Raw genomic sequence first — 18,780 nt, forward strand, 5'->3', positions numbered from 1 at the left:
TTTATTATAAAATAAAACATTATGAAGTAAATCATATTTTTTGACCGAGCAAATATATAATTAACGTTAAGATTAACCAATATATTTATTGATTAATATCAAAAAAAGACTGCAAAAGTGCAGTCTTTTCATTTTTTAACCAAATATTCCTATCCTAATATAGAATTTAGGTCGCCATTCATGTTTCTAACAGCATCTGCACTTTTAGCAAAAGCCGTTTTTTCTGAATCACTTAATTTGATATCAAGAATTTGTTCGATTCCGTTTTTACCAATAATACAAGGAACACCAATACAAATATCACTTTGTCCGTATTCGCCATCTAGCATTACTGAACAAGCAATCATTTTCTTTTGGTCATTCAAAATACTATCTACTAAATACGCCACAGATGCTCCAGGCGCATACCAAGCCGAAGTTCCTAGTAAACCTGTTAGTGTAGCACCTCCAACCATTGTTGAAGCAGCAACTTTAGCCAATTCTTCTTCTGATAAAAATTCAGAAACTGGAATACCATTATAAGATGCCAATCTTGTTAATGGAATCATAGTTGTATCTCCGTGTCCACCAATTACCATTGCAGAAACATCATTTGATGGCTTGTCTAATGCTTTTGATAAATAATATCTGAAACGTGAACTGTCTAATGCTCCACCCATACCGATAACTCTATTTTTAGGCAAACCCGTAGCTTTCAATGTCAAATAAGTCATTGTATCCATTGGGTTTGAAACCACTACAATAATTGCATTTGGAGAGTGGGTTAATACATTATCAGCCACCGATTTTACGATTCCTGCATTAATACCTATCAATTCTTCACGAGTCATTCCTGGTTTTCTTGGAATTCCTGATGTAATTACTACTACATCGCTATTGGCTGTTTTTGAATAATCATTGGTAACACCTGAAATATTAGTATTAAAACCTGTGTTAGTGGCACATTGAGAAATATCCATTGCTTTTCCTTCTGCAAAACCTTCTCTAATATCTAATAATACTACTTCACTTGCAATTCCTCTATAAGAAATTGAATCTGCGCAAGATGCTCCCACATTTCCTGCTCCTACAATTGTAACTTTCATTTAAATTAATTTAATTATTATTTGTTGTTTGTTGTTTACTACTTTTCATATGGATTGTTGCTAACTTCAAACAACAAACCATAAACTTTATTTACGCATCAATATTAGCATAAACTGCATTTTTCTCGATAAATTCTCTTCTTGGCGGAACCTCGTCACCCATTAACATTGAGAAAACTCTGTCGGCTTCAGCAAGACTTTCAATAGTAATTTTTCGCAAAGTTCTAAAACTTGGATCCATTGTGGTTTCCCATAATTGCTCTGCGTTCATTTCTCCAAGACCTTTATATCGCTGAATTGCTGCACTTCCTCCCATTTTTGCATTGGCAATATCACGCTGATCATCGTTCCAAGCATATTCTTTTTTGTTTCCTTTTTTAACCAAATATAAAGGTGGTGCCGCAATATATACGTGTCCTTCCTCGATTAATTCTTTCATAAAACGGAAGAAGAATGTCAAAATCAAAGTAGAAATGTGACTACCATCGACATCGGCATCACACATAATAATTACTTTATGGTAGCGCAATTTTGAAATGTTCAGTGCTTTACTATCTTCTTCTGTACCAATAGTTACACCAAGTGCGGTGAAAATATTTCGGATTTCTTCGTTTTCAAAAACCTTATGGTGCATTGCTTTTTCTACATTCAAAATCTTACCACGCAATGGCAAAATAGCTTGAAATGCTCTGTCACGACCTTGTTTTGCTGTTCCACCAGCCGAATCTCCCTCGACAAGATATACTTCGCATTTTGCAGGATCTTGTTCGGAACAATCCGAAAGTTTTCCTGGCAATCCGCCTCCACCCATCACGGTTTTGCGTTGTACCATTTCACGCGCCTTTTTGGCAGCGTGACGCGCTTGAGCAGCAAGAATTACTTTTTGAACAATGATTCGAGCATCATTTGGATTTTCTTCCAAATAATTTTCAATCATTTCGCTCACCGCTTGACTTACAGGCGCAACTACTTCTCTGTTTCCTAATTTTGTTTTAGTTTGACCTTCAAATTGTGGTTCTGAAACTTTTACCGAAATAATAGCCGTAAGTCCTTCGCGGAAGTCATCTCCGGCAATTTCGAATTTCAATTTATCCAACATTCCAGAGGCATCTGCATATTTCTTCAAGGCTCTGGTTAAACCAGTTCTAAAACCTTGCAAGTGCGTTCCTCCTTCGTGAGTATTGATATTATTTACGTAAGCAAAAATATTCTCTGTGTAACTGGTATTATAAATCAAGGCAACCTCAACTGGAACTTCTCCTTTTTCAGAATTCATTGATATTACGTGAGAAATAATTGGCTCTCGATTGGCATCCAAATAACGAACATATTCCTTTAAACCTTCTGTAGAATGAAAGATTTCTGAAACAAAATTTCCATCTTTATCCAATTCTCTTTTGTCTGTAAAAGTGATTGTAATTCCCTTATTCAAATAAGACAACTCACGCATACGACCTGATAATGTATCATAAGAATACTCTACTGTTTGAGTAAATATAGAAGGATCCGGATAAAAAGTTACTATTGTCCCTCTCTTGGTAGTTTCTCCAATTTGTTTAACTGGATAAAGCGCTTTTCCTTTTTCGTACTCTTGTTCGTATACTTTTCCATCACTACTATGTACCGTTGCTCTCAAATGGTTTGACAATGCATTTACCACCGAAACCCCAACACCGTGAAGACCTCCAGAAACTTTATATGAATCTTTATCGAATTTACCTCCAGCACCAATTTTAGTCATTACAACCTCTAATGCAGAAACACCTTCTTTTTTATGAATTCCTACCGGAATACCACGACCGTTATCTTCAACAGTAATAGAACCATCTTCATTTATATCAACTATGATGGTATCACAATGACCACCCATCGCTTCATCGATAGAGTTATCCACAACCTCATAAACTAAATGATGTAGTCCTCGAACTCCTACATCTCCAATATACATCGAAGGACGCATTCTTACGTGCTCCATCCCTTCTAACGCCTGAATACTATCTGCTGAATAATTGTCTTTTTTAATTTCTTCGCTCATATTTTTTAATCTAAAAATGTATTTTTCGTATAACACGCAAATATAACAAACCATATAAGATTTAATGGTTAAAATCTCATTTTAAGTTGTTAAGTTATTAACAAAAACGTGTGGATTTCAACAACAATGGCAATAGCTAAAATCAATTACAATTTCAATGGCAATTTCAATAAAAAGGCTATAAAAGACAAATTTCCAAAACAAACATTTAAAATGCTGTTTTGGAAATTTGGAAAAATAAACAATTCAAATTATTTATTTTTAATTTGCCATTGACATTGAAATTTTTTTATCTCATAATCCTCACATTCATTTCTTCTACTTTTTTATCAGACAAAAGTGATGGTGCGCCAAATAATAAATCTTCGCTTGAACCTGTTTTTGGGAAAGCCATTACTTCTCTAATCGATGCTTTTTTCTCTAAAATCATCATCAAACGATCGATTCCCCAAGCAATTCCTCCGTGTGGTGGTGCGCCGTATTGGAAAGCTTTATGCATTGTTCCCACACTCCTCATCATTTCTTCTTTGTTGTAACCCATATTTCTATAAGTCGCTTCTAGAATCTCCGATTTATGTGCACGAACTGATCCTCCCCCAATTTCGTAACCGTTTAAGATGATGTCGTATTGCTGTGCGATGATAGTTCCAATTTCGTCATCTGTTCCATTCATATGTTTTTGCAAATCGTAAATCGCAGGCATCGAGAAAGGATTATGTGTAAATGTCCATCTTCCTTCATCCGTTTTTTCAAACATTGGAAAATCAACAACCCAAGCCGGACATAATTCCTTTGGATTAATCAAGTGTAGCATTCTACCCATTTCTTGACGAACAGCATCCAAAGCTTTGTTAGCCGTAGCATAATCTGCCGCCGAGAAGAATACAATATCGCCCACTTGAGCATTGGTAGCTTTTATAATTCCTGCTGCAATTTCTTCACCCAAAAACTTGATAATTGGCGATTGCAACTCGTCTTCATTTACAATAATATAAGCCAATCCACCTAAACCGTGTTGTTGCGCAATAGCGGTAAGGTTTTCGATTTGACCTTTAGAAATCCGTTTGTTTCCTTGTTCTTTAGCCGAAACCTTGATACATTTTACAATTCCGCCGTCTTCAATTGGTTTACTAAATACCTGGAAAGTAGTCTCTTTTACAATTTCGGTAATGTCTTGCATTTTTAAGCCGTAACGTAAATCGGGTCTGTCGCAACCATAGAAATCCATTGCATCTTTATAGGTAATCACTTCAAACGGACGTAAAATCCATTTGTTGCCGTATATTTTTTTAACTACTTCATTAAACAATTTGGTATTTAAATCTATAATTTGTTGCATACTGGCATAAGCCATTTCTATATCCAATTGCGTAAATTCTGGCTGACGATCTCCACGAGAATCTTCATCTCTAAAACAACGTGCAATTTGGAAATACTTTTCATAACCACTCACCATCAACATTTGTTTGAACTGCTGTGGCGCTTGTGGTAATGTATAAAACAAACCGGATCCTTTACGAGTAGGAACAATAAATTCACGTGCTCCTTCATCGGTTCCTGCACTCAAAATTGGCGTTTCAATTTCTAAAAACTCTTCTTCATCTAAAATGTCACGCAATAATTTAATTACTTTATGACGGTTTACAATGGCTCTTCGTACTTCTTCATTTCTGTGATCCAAAAACTTGTATTGAAAACGAATGGCTTCATTTGTTTTCGCCGCTCTCTTGATTTCAAAAGGTAATGTTTTCGATAAGTTTAAAATTTCTAATGCTGATGTTTCTAATTCAATTTTACCTGTACGCAAGCCTGAATTATAATCATCTTCGTTACGCCCAACAACAATTCCTGTAACCGAAATTACGGATTCTGGTTTCAATTTCACTAACTCATCAATATTAGGAAATGATTCCCTACTGATTCGAACTTGGAAAATCTCAAAACTGGAATCACGCAAATCAATGAACATCAATTCACCGTGATCCCGAACACTGGCAACCCAACCAGACAATATTACTTCTTGTTGGATAGTTTCTTCGGATAATTGTGAAATTTTATGCGTTCTATAAATGTCTTTTATAATAATCGGAATTTCAGGAAGCGATTCTTCTTGACTTTCCTTTTCTTCCGAAATTGGTACGGACAAGTCGCGACTTGTCCCTGCGGATGGATCGCGATTTTCCCCTTGTACGGACAGGTCGCTACCTGTCCCTACGGAAATTTTATCTAAAATAATTTGACGAATTACTTTTCCGTTCGCACCTTTTCCAATAACACCTAAAACTTTACCAACCAAAATACCCGCTTTTCCTTGGTCTCCAGCTTTGATATCATTGGCAACAGCCTCATTTTCCGAAATCACTTTAGCAATAACTTCTTGGATTTTATCTTCAGAAATGGTGTTTTCTTCAAAGTACTTATTGTAGTCAAAAGTTCGATCTTTCAAATAACCCGTAATGGCATTTTGAACTAAAACCGCCGTGATTTTCTCTGCTTTGAATAATTTAAAAATATCCGTCAAATGAGCAATACTGTGTATTTCAGCGTAGTCTTCGGCTTTGATATTGTTTGCCAAAGTTTTAGCGACAAACGAAGGATCTTTAATTTCGTTATTAATTTCTACAAATGTTTGCGAACGCAATTTATCTGCTGTAAAAAATTTAGCATCTTGTGGCAAAACACCTCCGTTGATTAAAATAGATTCCACTGCATAAGGCAAAGCGCTTGTATCCACTTTAATCGCTTCGATTTCCGCTTTAATATTTACAAATGGTAAATCGGGTTCCGAAATAAAACGATAATCTGCTTCGAATTCTTTTTTACGCATTATTTTGGTTTGCTTTAAATCAGCATCCCACAACACTGTCGTTTGGTCAGGACGAAACTCTTTGTGCTCAATAAAATAATTGAATTGTTTTTCCACTTCTTCCTTCAAAGCTTCCACCATAAACTTAAACGAGTTCAAGTTTTTGATTTCCGTTCTTGGATTTAATTCGTAAGTATGTTTTTTGCGTAAAGAAACTGAAACATCCGATTTGAATTCTCCTTTTTCCAAATTCGCTTCAGAGATTCCCAAGTTCTGAACAATACGTTGAATGTATTGCGCATATGTCGAAGCATCCTCAATATTTCGGAGGCAAGGTTCCGTAACAATTTCAATCAACGGAACACCTGCTTTGTTAAAATCGACCAAAGAAATCTTCTTTTCGTGCATCAATTTCGCAGCATCTTCTTCAATATGAACCTGAGTTAGATTTACGGTAAATTGCGTACCGTCATTTCGGTAACAAGAAACGTGTCCGTCAGGAATTATCGGATTATGAAATTGCGTTATCTGAATATTTTTCGGATTGTCTGGATATTCGTAATGTTTTCTATCCCAAGATATAATTTCATTACTAAAAGACGAATCCACCGCTTTTCCAAAATAAATCGCCTTTGTAATTGCTTCTTTATTCAAGGCCGGTAAAATACCCATTTGTCCCGTACAAACCGAACATATATTTTCGTTAGGTGTTTCTATTTCTTGATTTGGACAAGAACAAAACAACTTGGTTTTGGTATTCAATCGAACGTGTGTTTCCAGTCCAATTACCAATTCTAAATCGTGGGCTTTTAAAGCCGCAGTTAATTGCTCCAATTCCATTATATTGTATCTTTTAAGAAGTTTGCAAATTGCAACACTAATTCATCATTATTTTTTGCAGCCGTAATTTGCAATCCAGTGCTTGTTCCTTGTGGCACGGTCAAAGTTGGCAATTGTCCCAAACTAAAACCAACCGTGTAAGCATCGGATAAGTACATCGCTAAAGGGGCTTTTAAACTGTCTCCAATTTTTGGCGGAGCACCTGGTGTAACTGGCGACAAAATAATATCAACCTCGTTAAAATCTCTACTGAAATTCTCCGAAATTTGATCTCTTAAAGCCAATCCTTTTAAATATATTTCGTCTGAGAAACCTTGTGACAACACTTGGTTTCCACCAACAATTCTACGCTTCGTTTCTTCCGAAAAATTTTCAGAACGGGTAACAGCGTAAGTTTCGATTAAATTTTCTGCTTCAATACGGTTACCATAATTTGTTCCGTCTAAACGAGATAAATTCGAAGCCGTTTCAGCCATTGCCAAAGTATAATAAGTCGAAACTAAAATATCTGATTTGAAAAAATCCAATGCTTTAACTTCAATTCCTTTGGCTTTTAATTTTTCGATGGTGGCTAAAAAATCAGCTTTTATTTGACTATCAATTGCATCACTTTCGATAAAGTTCTTGAAATAACCAACTGTTTTTACACCTGAAGTTGCAATTGCTTCTTCACTAATTTCATTTGAAGTGATTGAAGTTTGATCTTTTGGATCTTTTCCGCTCATTACATTCAACACAATTCGAATATCTTCAATGGATTTTGCCAATGGACCAACACAATCTGTAGAAGAAGCATAAGCCATAAGACCAAATCTAGAAATTCTACCATAAGTTGGTTTGAAACCGTAAATATGGTTGTACCCAGCAGGCTGACGAATCGAACCTCCAGTATCGCCACCAATAGAAAATACAGTATATTCTTTGGCAACGTTAACGGCAGATCCTCCACTTGAACCTCCAGCAACTAATTCTGGATTGATAGCGTTTTTTACAGCACCAAAAATCGTATTTTCGCTAGAAGAACCGTGTCCAAAACTATCACAGTTTTCTTTCACCAATGGAATAGCGCCTGCATCCAATAATTTTTGAATAGCAGTAGCCGTGTAAGGAGATTTATAATTTTTCAACAAATCAGAACTTGCAGTAGCGTAAGTTCCCTGCAACATATATACATCTTTAATTCCAAAAGGAATTCCTTCTAGCAAACCTATTGTTTCTCCACGTGCAATTTTAGCATCTACTTTTACAGCTAATTCAAGCGCCAAAGTATCTAAAACAGAATTGACAGAGTTATAGGTATTTTGCTTTAGTAAGTCTAATTTTTCTTGTACCAAAGCGGTGCAAGTTATTTGTTTTGACACCAATTGTTGGTGTATTTTTTTTATTTGAGATTCCATTTTATCCTTCTATAACTTTAGCAACTACTAAAAAACCATTTTTTTTGTTCGGGAAGTTTTCCAAAATTATTTGTCTTTCAATAGCCGAACTGGCTATCACAACATCATCTCTTAAATTACTCACAGACACACAATTTCGATTGACATTATTTAAAGTAGTAGCATTTGATGGAATTGCATTTTTAATTACATCAAATAATTTGTTCACGCTCTCGGAAGGCTGTGCTCCTTTAATACTCGACAAGATGTCGACTGTCATTGTTTTGTTCATAATTTCGTTTCGTTTTAAAGTCAAACTTTTAAGGTCGCGAATTTACGAAAAGTTTTATTAGGGATTTCTATTTTTTAATGATTTAGATGGTTTTCAATCAAAGAAGATACTATTTTAACATAATGTTTGATTTTGTTATAATATGTTAGATTGTTATAAAATAGTAGTCAAGTTAAGAAGAACAAGACACGAGCAAAAAGAATTCTATTCGATACTCTCAATCAAATACTTTGTTCCATTAATCTCGAACGAAAAACCTACTTCATTTCCCATTAATTTATTTCCTAATGGCGATTGTGGAGAAAGCGCAATAACATTAATCCCATCAACAGCAATTTTAGGAAGAGCTGCACTTAAATAAAGGTAAATTCCATTGGCTTTGACTAAACTTCCCACGATAATCGTTTTGGCAATTGTAGCGGAATCAATTTTGTCTAAAATGGCTTTTTGAGCCAAAACCTCTTTCAATTTGTGATTGAGTTTTTCCTGCTCGATGTGCATCATCGATAAAGCAGTTTCGTGTTTGTCGCCAGCTGAACCTTTGGCATCGTTTTTTGAATCTTCGGTCAAAGCCACAATCATATCCCGAAAAGCATCTACTCGATCCTGAATTAATTGCAGATAATATTGGTGTGTTTTTTGTTTGAAAGTCATAATTTAGGAAAAGTTTAAACACAAAGTTCACAAAGAAGGCACAAGGTTCACAAAGTTTTAAAATTTATTTTCTGTGCTCTTCGTGCCTTCTTTGTGAACTTTGTGAACTTTGTGGTTAAGAAAAGTTAAAAATCAAATTTATAATTCGCTCCCAAAACTACTTGAAATCCCTGAACTGGATAATTCATCCATTTTTGATAAGCTTGATTGGCGATATTATTGGCTCTTAAAAAAGCAGTCAATCTATCGCTGTATTTGAATCCAAGGTGTGCATTTACATCAAAATAACTATCCAAAGTAATTGGACTTGGAGCAATAACATTAATAATATTTGTGTTCAATTGTTGGTCTTTTCTTTCTCCCACAAAAAACACATTCGCTCCAGCATACCATCTTTCTGTGATGTTAAAATCTACTTTGGCGTTTAATTTTACGGAAGGTAAATTCCAGGCTTCACTTTGCACATCGGTAGTATAACTGCTAAAAGTTCCGTCGATTCCAACACTTACATCATTTGAAATATCAGCTTTTAGTTCGCCGTAAAAACTCACCGTTTTTGTATCGTCATAAACCAATTGAAAGGAATTCCCAAAGGCATAATTTTCATTAGTATTTGTTTCAGTATAGTCATTACTTTTAAACAAGGCTTTATCTCTTTCATTAACATAAGAAGCTCGAAGATTGTAGCTCACAGTATTAGTCAATTTTCCTTTCAAACCAGCGAAAATATCATATTGTCTGTCCGTTGGTTTAATGCTTAATGTTGGAGACAAATAAGGATTTGCATTCACAAAATCAGCATAGGTGTTTTGTTCCAAATTCCCTTCGGCACCCGCGTAGAAAATCATCAAATCGCCAACCACTTTATAGGAAGCATTAATCTGTGGATAAATCAAAAACTTGTTGTTTTTATTTTCTAAATCCAAGCTATAAAACAAGCCAAGACCAATATTTAAAGTCCAATCGTCTTCTTGCATCGCAAAACTTGGGGCAATTCCAAAATTAGTAAAACCGTATTTAATAGCATTTGTATTCGAATAATTTTTCTCAAAACTTCCGTTCAAATAATCTACGATTACATTCGTTTTTATTAGCTTATCATTGATATTAAATTCGAAAGAAGGTTTCACGTAAAATCTATTTTCCGAAGAACCAAAAGCATCCGAAAAATGATTGAATTTCAAGCTTGCTTCCTTTATAATACTGCCTTCAAGTGCTATTTTACTTCCTAAATAGATGTTATTGTAAACTTGCTGCGGGTTGATTCCGTAAATTAAATTAGCTCTATTATTTGGAGTTAAAGAACTGCCGAAACCCATTGGCAAACCATACCAATTATAAATTTGGTTTTGGTAACCCAAATCTAGATTCCACGACAAATCTTTTTCACGAATTCCATAAGTCAAATCAATGGAAGTGTTATAAAAAGCATCATCAAGTTCTACATTTTTTATTCCGCCTTGTGACGAAAGATGGCGAAACATTCCACCCACATAATCGTTGGTACCAAGCTCTTGATTTACGAATAATTCAGCGTTTAAAACCCCATAATTTCCTCCTCCAAAGGTGGCATAATTATTAAACAAATGCGCTTGTTTTTCTTTTTCGACTCCTTCGGCCTTTCCTTTTGACGGCGTAAAAGTAGAAGCTACCGGAAAGGAGAAAATAGTATAATTAATGATTTCTTTTTTGCTGTTATCGGCATCGTCAAGTACTGGTGTTTCGTTTACTTTGAAAGCATCCGAAATGGTTGGCGTATATGGTTTTACCACATTTACGACTTCCGTTCCAATATTTTCATCCTTTTTTTGGGCAAACGAAAACTGGGCAATTAGCACTAAAGCAAAGGCAATTATATGTTTGAAATTGATTTTCATATTTTTAATTTTTTCCTCTCCCCAACCCTCTCCAAAGGAGAGAGAGCTGAAAGTGGATAATTGATTTATATTTTTATTATTCTATTCTCCTCCTAACTTCTAACCACTAACTTCCCTCTTCTAACCTCCAATTGACGAATTTGTTTTAGCTTCTTCGCTTTTGATGGTATCCAATTCTTTCTGTGCTTCTAAAACTACATCTGGAAAATCGGTGAAGTTTTTTATCACGCTTTCTAATATATAGGTAGCTTGAAAACTATCTTTCAATCCATAGAAATTTTTCGCCATTAAGATTAATCCTTTGGCACCATAAAATTTATAACTAGAATAAGTTTTTGCCAATTTTTGAACTACAGTATTCGAAGCTTCAAATTTTGCATCCTTGTTTTTGAAATAGGCATCATAATACAAAGCTTCGGCGGCTAATTCTCCTTTGGCAATGGTTTGCAATTTGGCGTAAGCAGAACGAGCTTTCGCTTCGTCACCAGTTTGAATGGCAGCGCGAGCAATGATGATTTGCGCATCACTTTTTACATTATCATCGGTTTTTGGGTTGGCCAAAACCTTCTCAGCATACACAACCGAATTGGAGTAATCCTTGTTATCATAATAGGATTTCATCAAATTAGATTGGGCAAAAGTTTTGTTCTGCGGAAAATCGGCTTCGTTTTCCAATCGAGTCAAGACTGAAATAGCTTTCGTTTTATCGTCATTCTTCAAGAAAATTTGTACCAATCTCGCCAAAGATTGTTCTGTAAATTCACTTCGAGGTTGTTCAATTACATACTCATAATTCGGAACAGATTTACTTTCTTGTCCATCGGAAAAATAAGATTGAGCCAAATAGAAATTGGCTTTCAAAGAGTGAATTCCGTCTGAAAATTTAGAAACATAACCGCTAAATCCCGAAATAGCTTGTTTAGTATTATTTTGCAAATATTGTTTTTCGGCGGCTTCGTAGGTGTCATTATCCAACTCTGCATCCGTCACAGCAACAAAATCCAAAGTGCGGACCCAAGTCGCATATTCATCCACTTTTCCGTTATCGACATAAATCAATCTTGCTGTTGAAACGGCTTCAAGAGCTTCGGGAGTTTTAGGGAAATCGGCAGCAACTTTCTTGAATTTCGTCAAGGCTTGCTCGTCTTTGTCTGCATTATAATACACTAATCCTTGACGCAAAATTGCTTTAGCAGTAAACGAGCCGTTTTTGAATTCGGTATTTAATTTATCATACGTTTTTATAGCAAGATCTTGTTTATTCTCGGCCACATAAGTATTCCCAAGTTCGAAAAAGGCGTCATCACGGTATTCTGAATTTGGATATAATTTCAAAAAAACGTTGAGTTCTTCAATTTTTTTATCATTTTGGGAAACAAATCCGTAGCAAATTGCTTTTTGGAAATACGCATAATCCGCATCGACACTTTTCAATTCGATTACCTTGTTATAAGCTTCAAGTGCCGCAGTATATTTTGTGGTAACGAATCGGCAATCGGCCAAACGCAAATAAGAATCGTGCAAACGTACTTTGTCGTCTTTTACTTTTTCAATTTGGTTATCAAAATAATTCCCCGCTTGATCGTATTCTTTCAACTTAAAATACGAATAGGCAATATTATAATTGACATTTTTGAATTCCGGAGTTTCCTTAGCAGCAGCCAAACCTTGAAATTGTTTGTAACTCAAAACCGCATTTTTGAAATCGTCCAAAACATATTCGGTTTCTCCTTTCCAAAACGTGGCACGAGCGGTGAATTTGGTGTCTTTTTGTTGGTCTAATGATTTCTCGAATAGCGTTGCTGCTTCCTGATATTTTTTATCAGTAAACAATTCTAATCCACGATAAAAAGTTACTTTTTGGTAAGCCAATTTATTTTCTGGGGATTTGTTTTTCTCCAATAAAACCAGAGCTTCTTTGTAATTTCTTGATGAGATATAAGAATCAATCAACAATTTTTCGATCTCTGATTTGTTGGCGTTATTTGGATATTTTTTCAAGAAACCCATCAAAACGGCTGGTGTACTTTGATACGGATTCCCAATTTCGTAGCTCAATTTGGCATAATTCAAACTGGCGTCTTCTTGAATGGCAAGTTCAAATTCCATTTCGGAAGCATTCTTGAAAGCGTTCAAGGCTTGCTGTTTTTTATCCAAATTCAAATAACTTTGGCCCAAATGATAATAGGCATTTTGGGCTACAAAATCTTTCCCTGCAATGATTTTATTGAATTGCGAAATCGCACTTTCATAATCCTTTTGCATATAATAAGCATAACCCAATTGGTAGAAATCGGTGTTGTTCCACTTCCCTTTTTTGCCTTTATACAATGCCAAATATGGAATGGATTTGGCGTATTGTTTCAAATTGAAATAGCTTTCGCCAATGATTTTATTCAATTCCGATTGTTCTAGAGCATTTGATTTTGTCATTGCTTTTAGACCTAAATCAATCGCTTTTTGGAAATTTCCCAACTTGAAATTCATATCAGCTTGGTAATAAGACAATTTTTCCTTGTATTTTTCTTCACCAGAAACTTCGTCAAAATACTTGGTGGCTTGTTTGTAATCGTCTCCTTCATAAGCCATAAAACCCAGATAATACTTGGCTTGCGAACCGTATTCAGCTGAATTTGTCACTTTATTAAAATAGGTTGTAGCTTCCTTTTTATTTTTGGAAACAAAAAAACTATACCCTTTTTGAAAATTGAATTTATCTCTATCGTTGCCGCTCAAATTGCCTTCATCCACTTTGTCGAACCATTGTAAGGCTTGTGGATAATTTCCTTGGGCAAAGTAAAATTGTGCCACTCCAATATATGCCTGGTTTTGTTTTCTGCTAGTAGGATAATCCGTAACGAAATGTTCCATTAGCACATCGGCACCTGATTGGTTGGTTCGAATGGCGCAATTCGCGATATAAAAAAAACAGTCGGATTTCAGTTCTTCATTGGCTGTAGCCGACTTCACTTTTTCAAAAAGTAACTGAGCCGAAGCATATTGATTTTCATTATACAACAAAATCGCTTTATCAAAATCTTTCGAATCGTTTGTATATATTGCTGATTTTTGGGCTGAAACAGACAGAGATTGAATAAATAGGAACAAAAAGAAAAGCCAAGAAATTTTTCGCATTGTGATTTTGATTTAATAATTCAAATATATCATATTCTAAAGGGTATAACGGAATGCAATTGGTTTTTATTATGAACAAAAGTTTTAACAAATAGCAAAACGCAGATAATCAACAAAAATATTTTTTTGTTTGCTCGTGTGCTAATTGATAATTACATTTACCAAATAAAATAACACCCATTATGTCAAAAACCGTATTATCTTTAAAAAATGTAAGCCTAGCTCAAGGAGGTAAAACTATCTTATCCAATGTAAACCTTGAAGTTAATCACGGAGAATTTATATACATCATCGGAAAAACGGGGTCCGGAAAAAGCACTTTTATGAAAGCTCTTTACGCTGATTTGCCTTTATCCGAAGGCGAAGGAAGAATTGTGGATTTTGATTTGGCTACTTTAAAAGAAGATGATATTCCGTTTTTGAGAAGAAAGATTGGTTTTGTTTTCCAGGATTTTAAATTGCTGCCCGATCGCTCGGTAAAAGACAATTTGTTATTTGTACTAAAAGCAACAGGATGGACAGAAAAAGAAGAAATTCAACATAAAATCGACGAAGTTTTAGACAAAGTTGGGATGAAAGCTTTCGTAGATAGTATGCCACACCAACTTTCTGGCGGTGAGCAACAACGAATTGCCATAGCCCGCGCTTTGCTCAACAATCCCGAATTTATTCTTGCCGACGAACCTACAGGAAATCTTGACCCTCAAACTAGCATTGAAGTTTTGGATGTTTTGAGAAAAATTAACGAAACTGGAAAAACAGTCATTATGGCCACCCACGATTATGCGATGTTGATGAAATTTCCTTCAAAGACATTGAAGTGTGAAGACACGAGCCTTTTTGAGGTCGTTCAAAAAACGGTATAATGCTTTCTATACTCATTCCTACCTATAATTATAATGTAGTTCCATTGGTTTTGGAGTTACAAAAACAATGTTTGGAATGTAAAATCACTTTTGAAATTCTTGTGTTTGATGACTGTTCGAAACTATTTATTTATAAAAATCAGAAGATAAATAGCATAGAAAATTGCCGTTTTGAAGTATTAGAAAAAAATATTGGACGAAGTGCTATTAGAAATTTATTAGCAAAAAAAGCCGAATTCAACAGTTTGCTTTTTCTTGATGCAGACACAATTCCAATTCATAATCATTTTATAAAAAGCTATGTTGCCCAAATAAATGATGACGAAAAAGTGGTTTATGGTGGAATTGAATATCAAAAAGACAAACCAAAAAAAAGTCGGATTTTACGATGGAAATATGGACATTCAAGAGAAGCACTTTCGGTTGAAAAACGAAATATAAATCCCTATATTTCTTTTCTGACCCTAAATTTTTTAATTCAAAAAAGCATTTTTTCAACGGTTTTCTTCAACGAAACTATTCCCAATTTAAGACACGAAGACACTTTGTTTTCTTATAATTTGATGGAACAAAAAATTAAAATTATACATATTGAAAACCCAGTTTTTCATCTAGGAATAGATGATTTTGAAGTGGCTATAAAAAAAGAAAACGAATCTATTTTGGGTTTGAAATACCTTATAGACCATCAATTATTGCCCACAGATTATGTTCGAATTTCAAAAATAGCTGCGAAAATTGAAAAACTAAAACTCAACTTTGCTTTTGCCTTTTTTTATAAAACAACACGATTCATATTTCTTAAAAATCTATCTAGTAAAAATCCTTCTCTATTAATTTTTGACTTATATCGTCTGGGGAATTTGTGCAAATTAAACTCAAATTAAATATGTATCAAACTTTCAAAAAAATCATAACTAAAATTGTCCCAAGAAAATTTATTTTTGAACAAGAAGAAACTTTGCGAAGATGGTACTCTATTTTTTATACTGGAAACAAATACGAATGCAATATTTGCCATATAAAATTAAGAAAATTTATTGAGTTATCAAATAAAGATTCTCTGTGTCCGAATTGCGGAAGCCTAAAAAGAACTCGGAGATTATGGTCACTTTTAGAAACCGAATTGTTAATCCCTAATATGAGCATTTTAGACTTTTCCCCTTCAAGATCCTTATATCGAAAATTGAAAAAGTTAAAAACTATCAACTATACAAGCACTGACTTGTCTGGGGATTTCATAGCTGACCATCAATTTGATATTACCAATTTAGAAATTGCAGATAATAATTTGGACTTGATTATTTGCTATCACATTTTGGAACATATTAATGACGACGTTCAAGCCATAAAAGAATTGTTCAGGGTGATGAAACCTGAAGGGAAAGCATTGATTCAAACACCGTTTAAGGAAGGTGAAACTTACGAGAATTACTCCATTTTATCTAACGAAGACCGATTGAAACATTTTGGACAGGAAGACCATGTACGAATTTATTCGGTTTCAGGATTGAGTAAAAGGCTGCAAGACTGTGGTTTTTTTGTTGAAATAAGAGACTTTTTTCAATCTGAAAATAAATATGATTTTGATGAAAAAGAAACAATTATTGTAATTACCAAACCGTTAAACTCAAAATAAATGGCTTTTTTTACTGTCATTATACCTCTTTTCAACAAAGAAAATTTTATTGAAAACACTCTAAAAAGTGTTCTCAATCAGAGTTTCATTGATTTTGAAGTGCTTATAATTAATGATGGATCAACTGATAAAAGCGAAGAAAAAGTATTGGGATTTAAAGACGCCAGAATTCACTATTTTTATAAAAAAAATAGCGGTGTTTCTGCAGCTAGAAATTTTGGAATAGAAAAAGCGAAATCCGATTATATCACTTTTATTGATGCAGATGACTTTTGGTATCCCAATTTTCTTCAAGAAATGTTTGAAAATATTGATCGTTTTCCAGAACTAAAAGTGTTTTCAGCTGCAATTGAAGTAGAAACGTCGAAAAAAATTATTCCATCAACTTACTCGATTGTAAAAACTGGTGATTGCGAAATTGTGAATTATTTTGAGGCGAGTTCCAAAGAAACTGTTATTTGCACTTCCTGTGCCGTTTTTAATAAAAGTGTTTTTGAAAAAACGGGTAACTTTGACATCCAATTAAAAAGTGGAGAAGACACCGATATGTGGATACGAATTGGATTAATTTACCCGATATTATTTTCTTGGAAAATTCTGGCTAGATATGTTTATGACCCAAAAAGCCTTACCAAAAATCACTCAACTACCATTAATTCCTTTGATTTCTCTAAATACACTTTATTAGAAAAAACGAATCCCAGTTTGAAAAAATTTCTCGATTTGAATCGGTTTTCATTGGCTATAAAGTCAAAAATAGTTGGAAAAAAAAAGCATTTTCTACTATTTTACAAGGCAATCGATTTAGAAAATTTGTCCCTTAAAAAAAGAATTTTATTGAAACTCCCCGTTTACATATTAAAACTACTTATCGATTTAAAGACTTTATTAGCCAATTTTGGATTAGGAAATTCTGTTTTTAAATAATCTGAATTCCTTAAAATTTCTAATATAATCCCCTTCATCAAAAACTTCCGAAGCTAGAACCAGACAAACAGAACCTGAAGAAAAATTTTGTAATTCTCTCCAAATTCCCTTCGGAATTAAGAGTCCAAAATTGGGTTTGTTGAGTGTTATCACTTTTTGAGAAATTCCATCTTTTAATACAACGTCAAAACTCCCACTCAAAGCAACTAAAAGTTGATGCAGATTTTTATGGGCGTGACCACCTCGAACACTTGCTGTGGGAATATCATACAAATAATACACTCTTTTTATTTCGAAAGGTATTGTATTTCCTTCTATAACCGATAGATTTCCTCTAACATCGTGTGCTTTTGGAACTTCAATCAATTGTACATCATCAATAGTTGTCATTACTTTAATTTTACTAATTCTTTATATTTTTGAATTCCCTTCAAACCTATTTTGTATTTTCTCCAACATTCATTCCAATTAATGTACCCATTTCTGGCAAGAAAAAAGACATATTTAAGTACCCAAATGTAAGCTAAATTCGGTTTTGTTTTATAAAATAAAGCGGCTCGTGCAAATAAAATTTTAGCCTCTCCTTGATTTTCTCCCGAAGACAATAAAGGATGAGAAACGATAACAAATGGACTAAATAGTACATTTAACTTTATCCCAATAGCATCTCCCAAAAACAAATATTCTTCGGCCGTTTCAAAATAGGAACCCAAGCCAAAATTCTCATCAAAACAAATATTGTTTACTACAATATCTTTCAATTGAAAAGCTATTTCAATCGAACATACATTTTCGATAGTTTTTTTGGAATGAGAATATACTTTTTTTGATTTATTATGAGGTTCATTTTTTCCAATGCGTTGATGGTTAAATGTAATTATTGATGCCTTTGTATTCTGATTGAAAGCCGATATTATTTCGTGATCGAAATTTGAAAAATAAACAACATCATCATCGGCGATTAAGCAAATCTTTTTTGAAGCATTTTTAATAGCTAGATTTCTACTTTTAGACAACCCTTTATCATCGACATTAATCACTCTAACCGTTTCAAATTCAGATGACAAAATAGTATCTTTGGACTGATTGATTATCAAAATACTGAATTTTGAAAAATGTTCAAAAGGAAACATAAGTGCTAAAAAGTCAAGATTATCTCGGTTTTTTGTTGCAATTAGGATTTCTAAATCATTTTTCGAAAAGATATTTGTCATTTTCTTATATATTTACGTAAATATAAATATTTCT

The 18,780-nt window shown here is 34.0% G+C and carries 14 protein-coding genes; 4 read left to right on the plus strand and 10 right to left on the minus strand.

Annotated elements, in window-relative coordinates; genetic code table 11:
- Positions 1-149 precede the first annotated feature (149 nt).
- From FNW17_RS12510 to FNW17_RS12545, 8 genes are all read right to left on the minus strand, one after another.
- Entirely contained in the window at positions 150-1,085 is a 936-nt protein-coding gene (locus FNW17_RS12510) for a malate dehydrogenase (RefSeq protein WP_144071806.1), read from the minus strand.
- A gap of 91 nt (positions 1,086-1,176) precedes the next feature.
- Complete coding sequence (gene gyrB / locus FNW17_RS12515; RefSeq protein ID WP_144071807.1) at positions 1,177-3,120, minus strand: DNA topoisomerase (ATP-hydrolyzing) subunit B; 1,944 nt, start codon at positions 3,118-3,120, stop codon at positions 1,177-1,179.
- 289 nt (positions 3,121-3,409) lie between these two features.
- A complete protein-coding gene (gene gatB/aspS, locus FNW17_RS12520; protein ID WP_144071808.1) occupies positions 3,410-6,766 on the minus strand; it encodes a bifunctional amidotransferase subunit GatB/aspartate--tRNA ligase AspS in 3,357 nt (1,118 codons plus the stop codon).
- Positions 6,766-8,163: an amidase gene (locus FNW17_RS12525; RefSeq protein ID WP_144071809.1), complete on the minus strand. Its 1,398-nt coding sequence runs from the start codon at positions 8,161-8,163 to the stop codon at positions 6,766-6,768. The genes gatB/aspS and FNW17_RS12525 overlap by 1 nt, the downstream gene beginning before the upstream one ends.
- A 1-nt stretch (position 8,164) precedes the next feature.
- Complete coding sequence (locus tag FNW17_RS12530) at positions 8,165-8,434, minus strand: Asp-tRNA(Asn)/Glu-tRNA(Gln) amidotransferase subunit GatC (protein WP_185964831.1); 270 nt, start codon at positions 8,432-8,434, stop codon at positions 8,165-8,167.
- Positions 8,435-8,638: 204 nt separating this feature from the next.
- The gene (locus tag FNW17_RS12535; protein WP_143391181.1) at positions 8,639-9,088 is read right to left on the minus strand and encodes a hypothetical protein; all 450 of its coding nucleotides are present in this window, start codon (positions 9,086-9,088) and stop codon (positions 8,639-8,641) included.
- Between the two features lie 125 nt (positions 9,089-9,213).
- Complete coding sequence (locus tag FNW17_RS12540; RefSeq protein WP_144071810.1) at positions 9,214-10,965, minus strand: TonB-dependent receptor; 1,752 nt, start codon at positions 10,963-10,965, stop codon at positions 9,214-9,216.
- Between the two features lie 120 nt (positions 10,966-11,085).
- Positions 11,086-14,100, minus strand: a complete 3,015-nt coding sequence (locus FNW17_RS12545) for a tetratricopeptide repeat protein (RefSeq protein ID WP_144071811.1) — start codon at positions 14,098-14,100, stop codon at positions 11,086-11,088.
- A gap of 182 nt (positions 14,101-14,282) precedes the next feature.
- On the opposite strand from FNW17_RS12545, the gene FNW17_RS12550 reads away from it, so the two are divergent.
- The 4 genes from FNW17_RS12550 to FNW17_RS12565 all read left to right on the plus strand — a co-directional run bounded on the left by FNW17_RS12550 (position 14,283) and on the right by FNW17_RS12565 (position 17,532).
- Positions 14,283-14,966: a cell division ATP-binding protein FtsE gene (locus FNW17_RS12550; RefSeq protein ID WP_143391184.1), complete on the plus strand. Its 684-nt coding sequence runs from the start codon at positions 14,283-14,285 to the stop codon at positions 14,964-14,966.
- Positions 14,966-15,853, plus strand: coding sequence for a glycosyltransferase family 2 protein (locus FNW17_RS12555; protein WP_144071812.1), 888 nt, complete (start codon positions 14,966-14,968; stop codon positions 15,851-15,853). The genes FNW17_RS12550 and FNW17_RS12555 overlap by 1 nt, the downstream gene beginning before the upstream one ends.
- A 254-nt stretch (positions 15,854-16,107) precedes the next feature.
- The gene (locus FNW17_RS16570) at positions 16,108-16,605 is read left to right on the plus strand and encodes a class I SAM-dependent methyltransferase (protein ID WP_262710857.1); all 498 of its coding nucleotides are present in this window, start codon (positions 16,108-16,110) and stop codon (positions 16,603-16,605) included.
- Positions 16,606-17,532, plus strand: coding sequence for a glycosyltransferase family 2 protein (locus FNW17_RS12565; protein WP_144071813.1), 927 nt, complete (start codon positions 16,606-16,608; stop codon positions 17,530-17,532).
- On the opposite strand, the gene FNW17_RS12570 is transcribed toward FNW17_RS12565, so the two are convergent.
- Positions 17,509-17,922, minus strand: coding sequence for a sugar 3,4-ketoisomerase (locus FNW17_RS12570; RefSeq protein ID WP_144071814.1), 414 nt, complete (start codon positions 17,920-17,922; stop codon positions 17,509-17,511). The genes FNW17_RS12565 and FNW17_RS12570 overlap by 24 nt on opposite strands.
- The gene (locus FNW17_RS12575; RefSeq protein WP_144071815.1) at positions 17,922-18,746 is read right to left on the minus strand and encodes a glycosyltransferase family A protein; all 825 of its coding nucleotides are present in this window, start codon (positions 18,744-18,746) and stop codon (positions 17,922-17,924) included. The genes FNW17_RS12570 and FNW17_RS12575 overlap by 1 nt, the downstream gene beginning before the upstream one ends.
- Positions 18,747-18,780: the final 34 nt, after the last annotated feature.

Origin of the sequence: Flavobacterium franklandianum (assembly GCF_007097365.1) — a bacterium.
GTDB lineage: Bacteria > Bacteroidota > Bacteroidia > Flavobacteriales > Flavobacteriaceae > Flavobacterium > Flavobacterium franklandianum.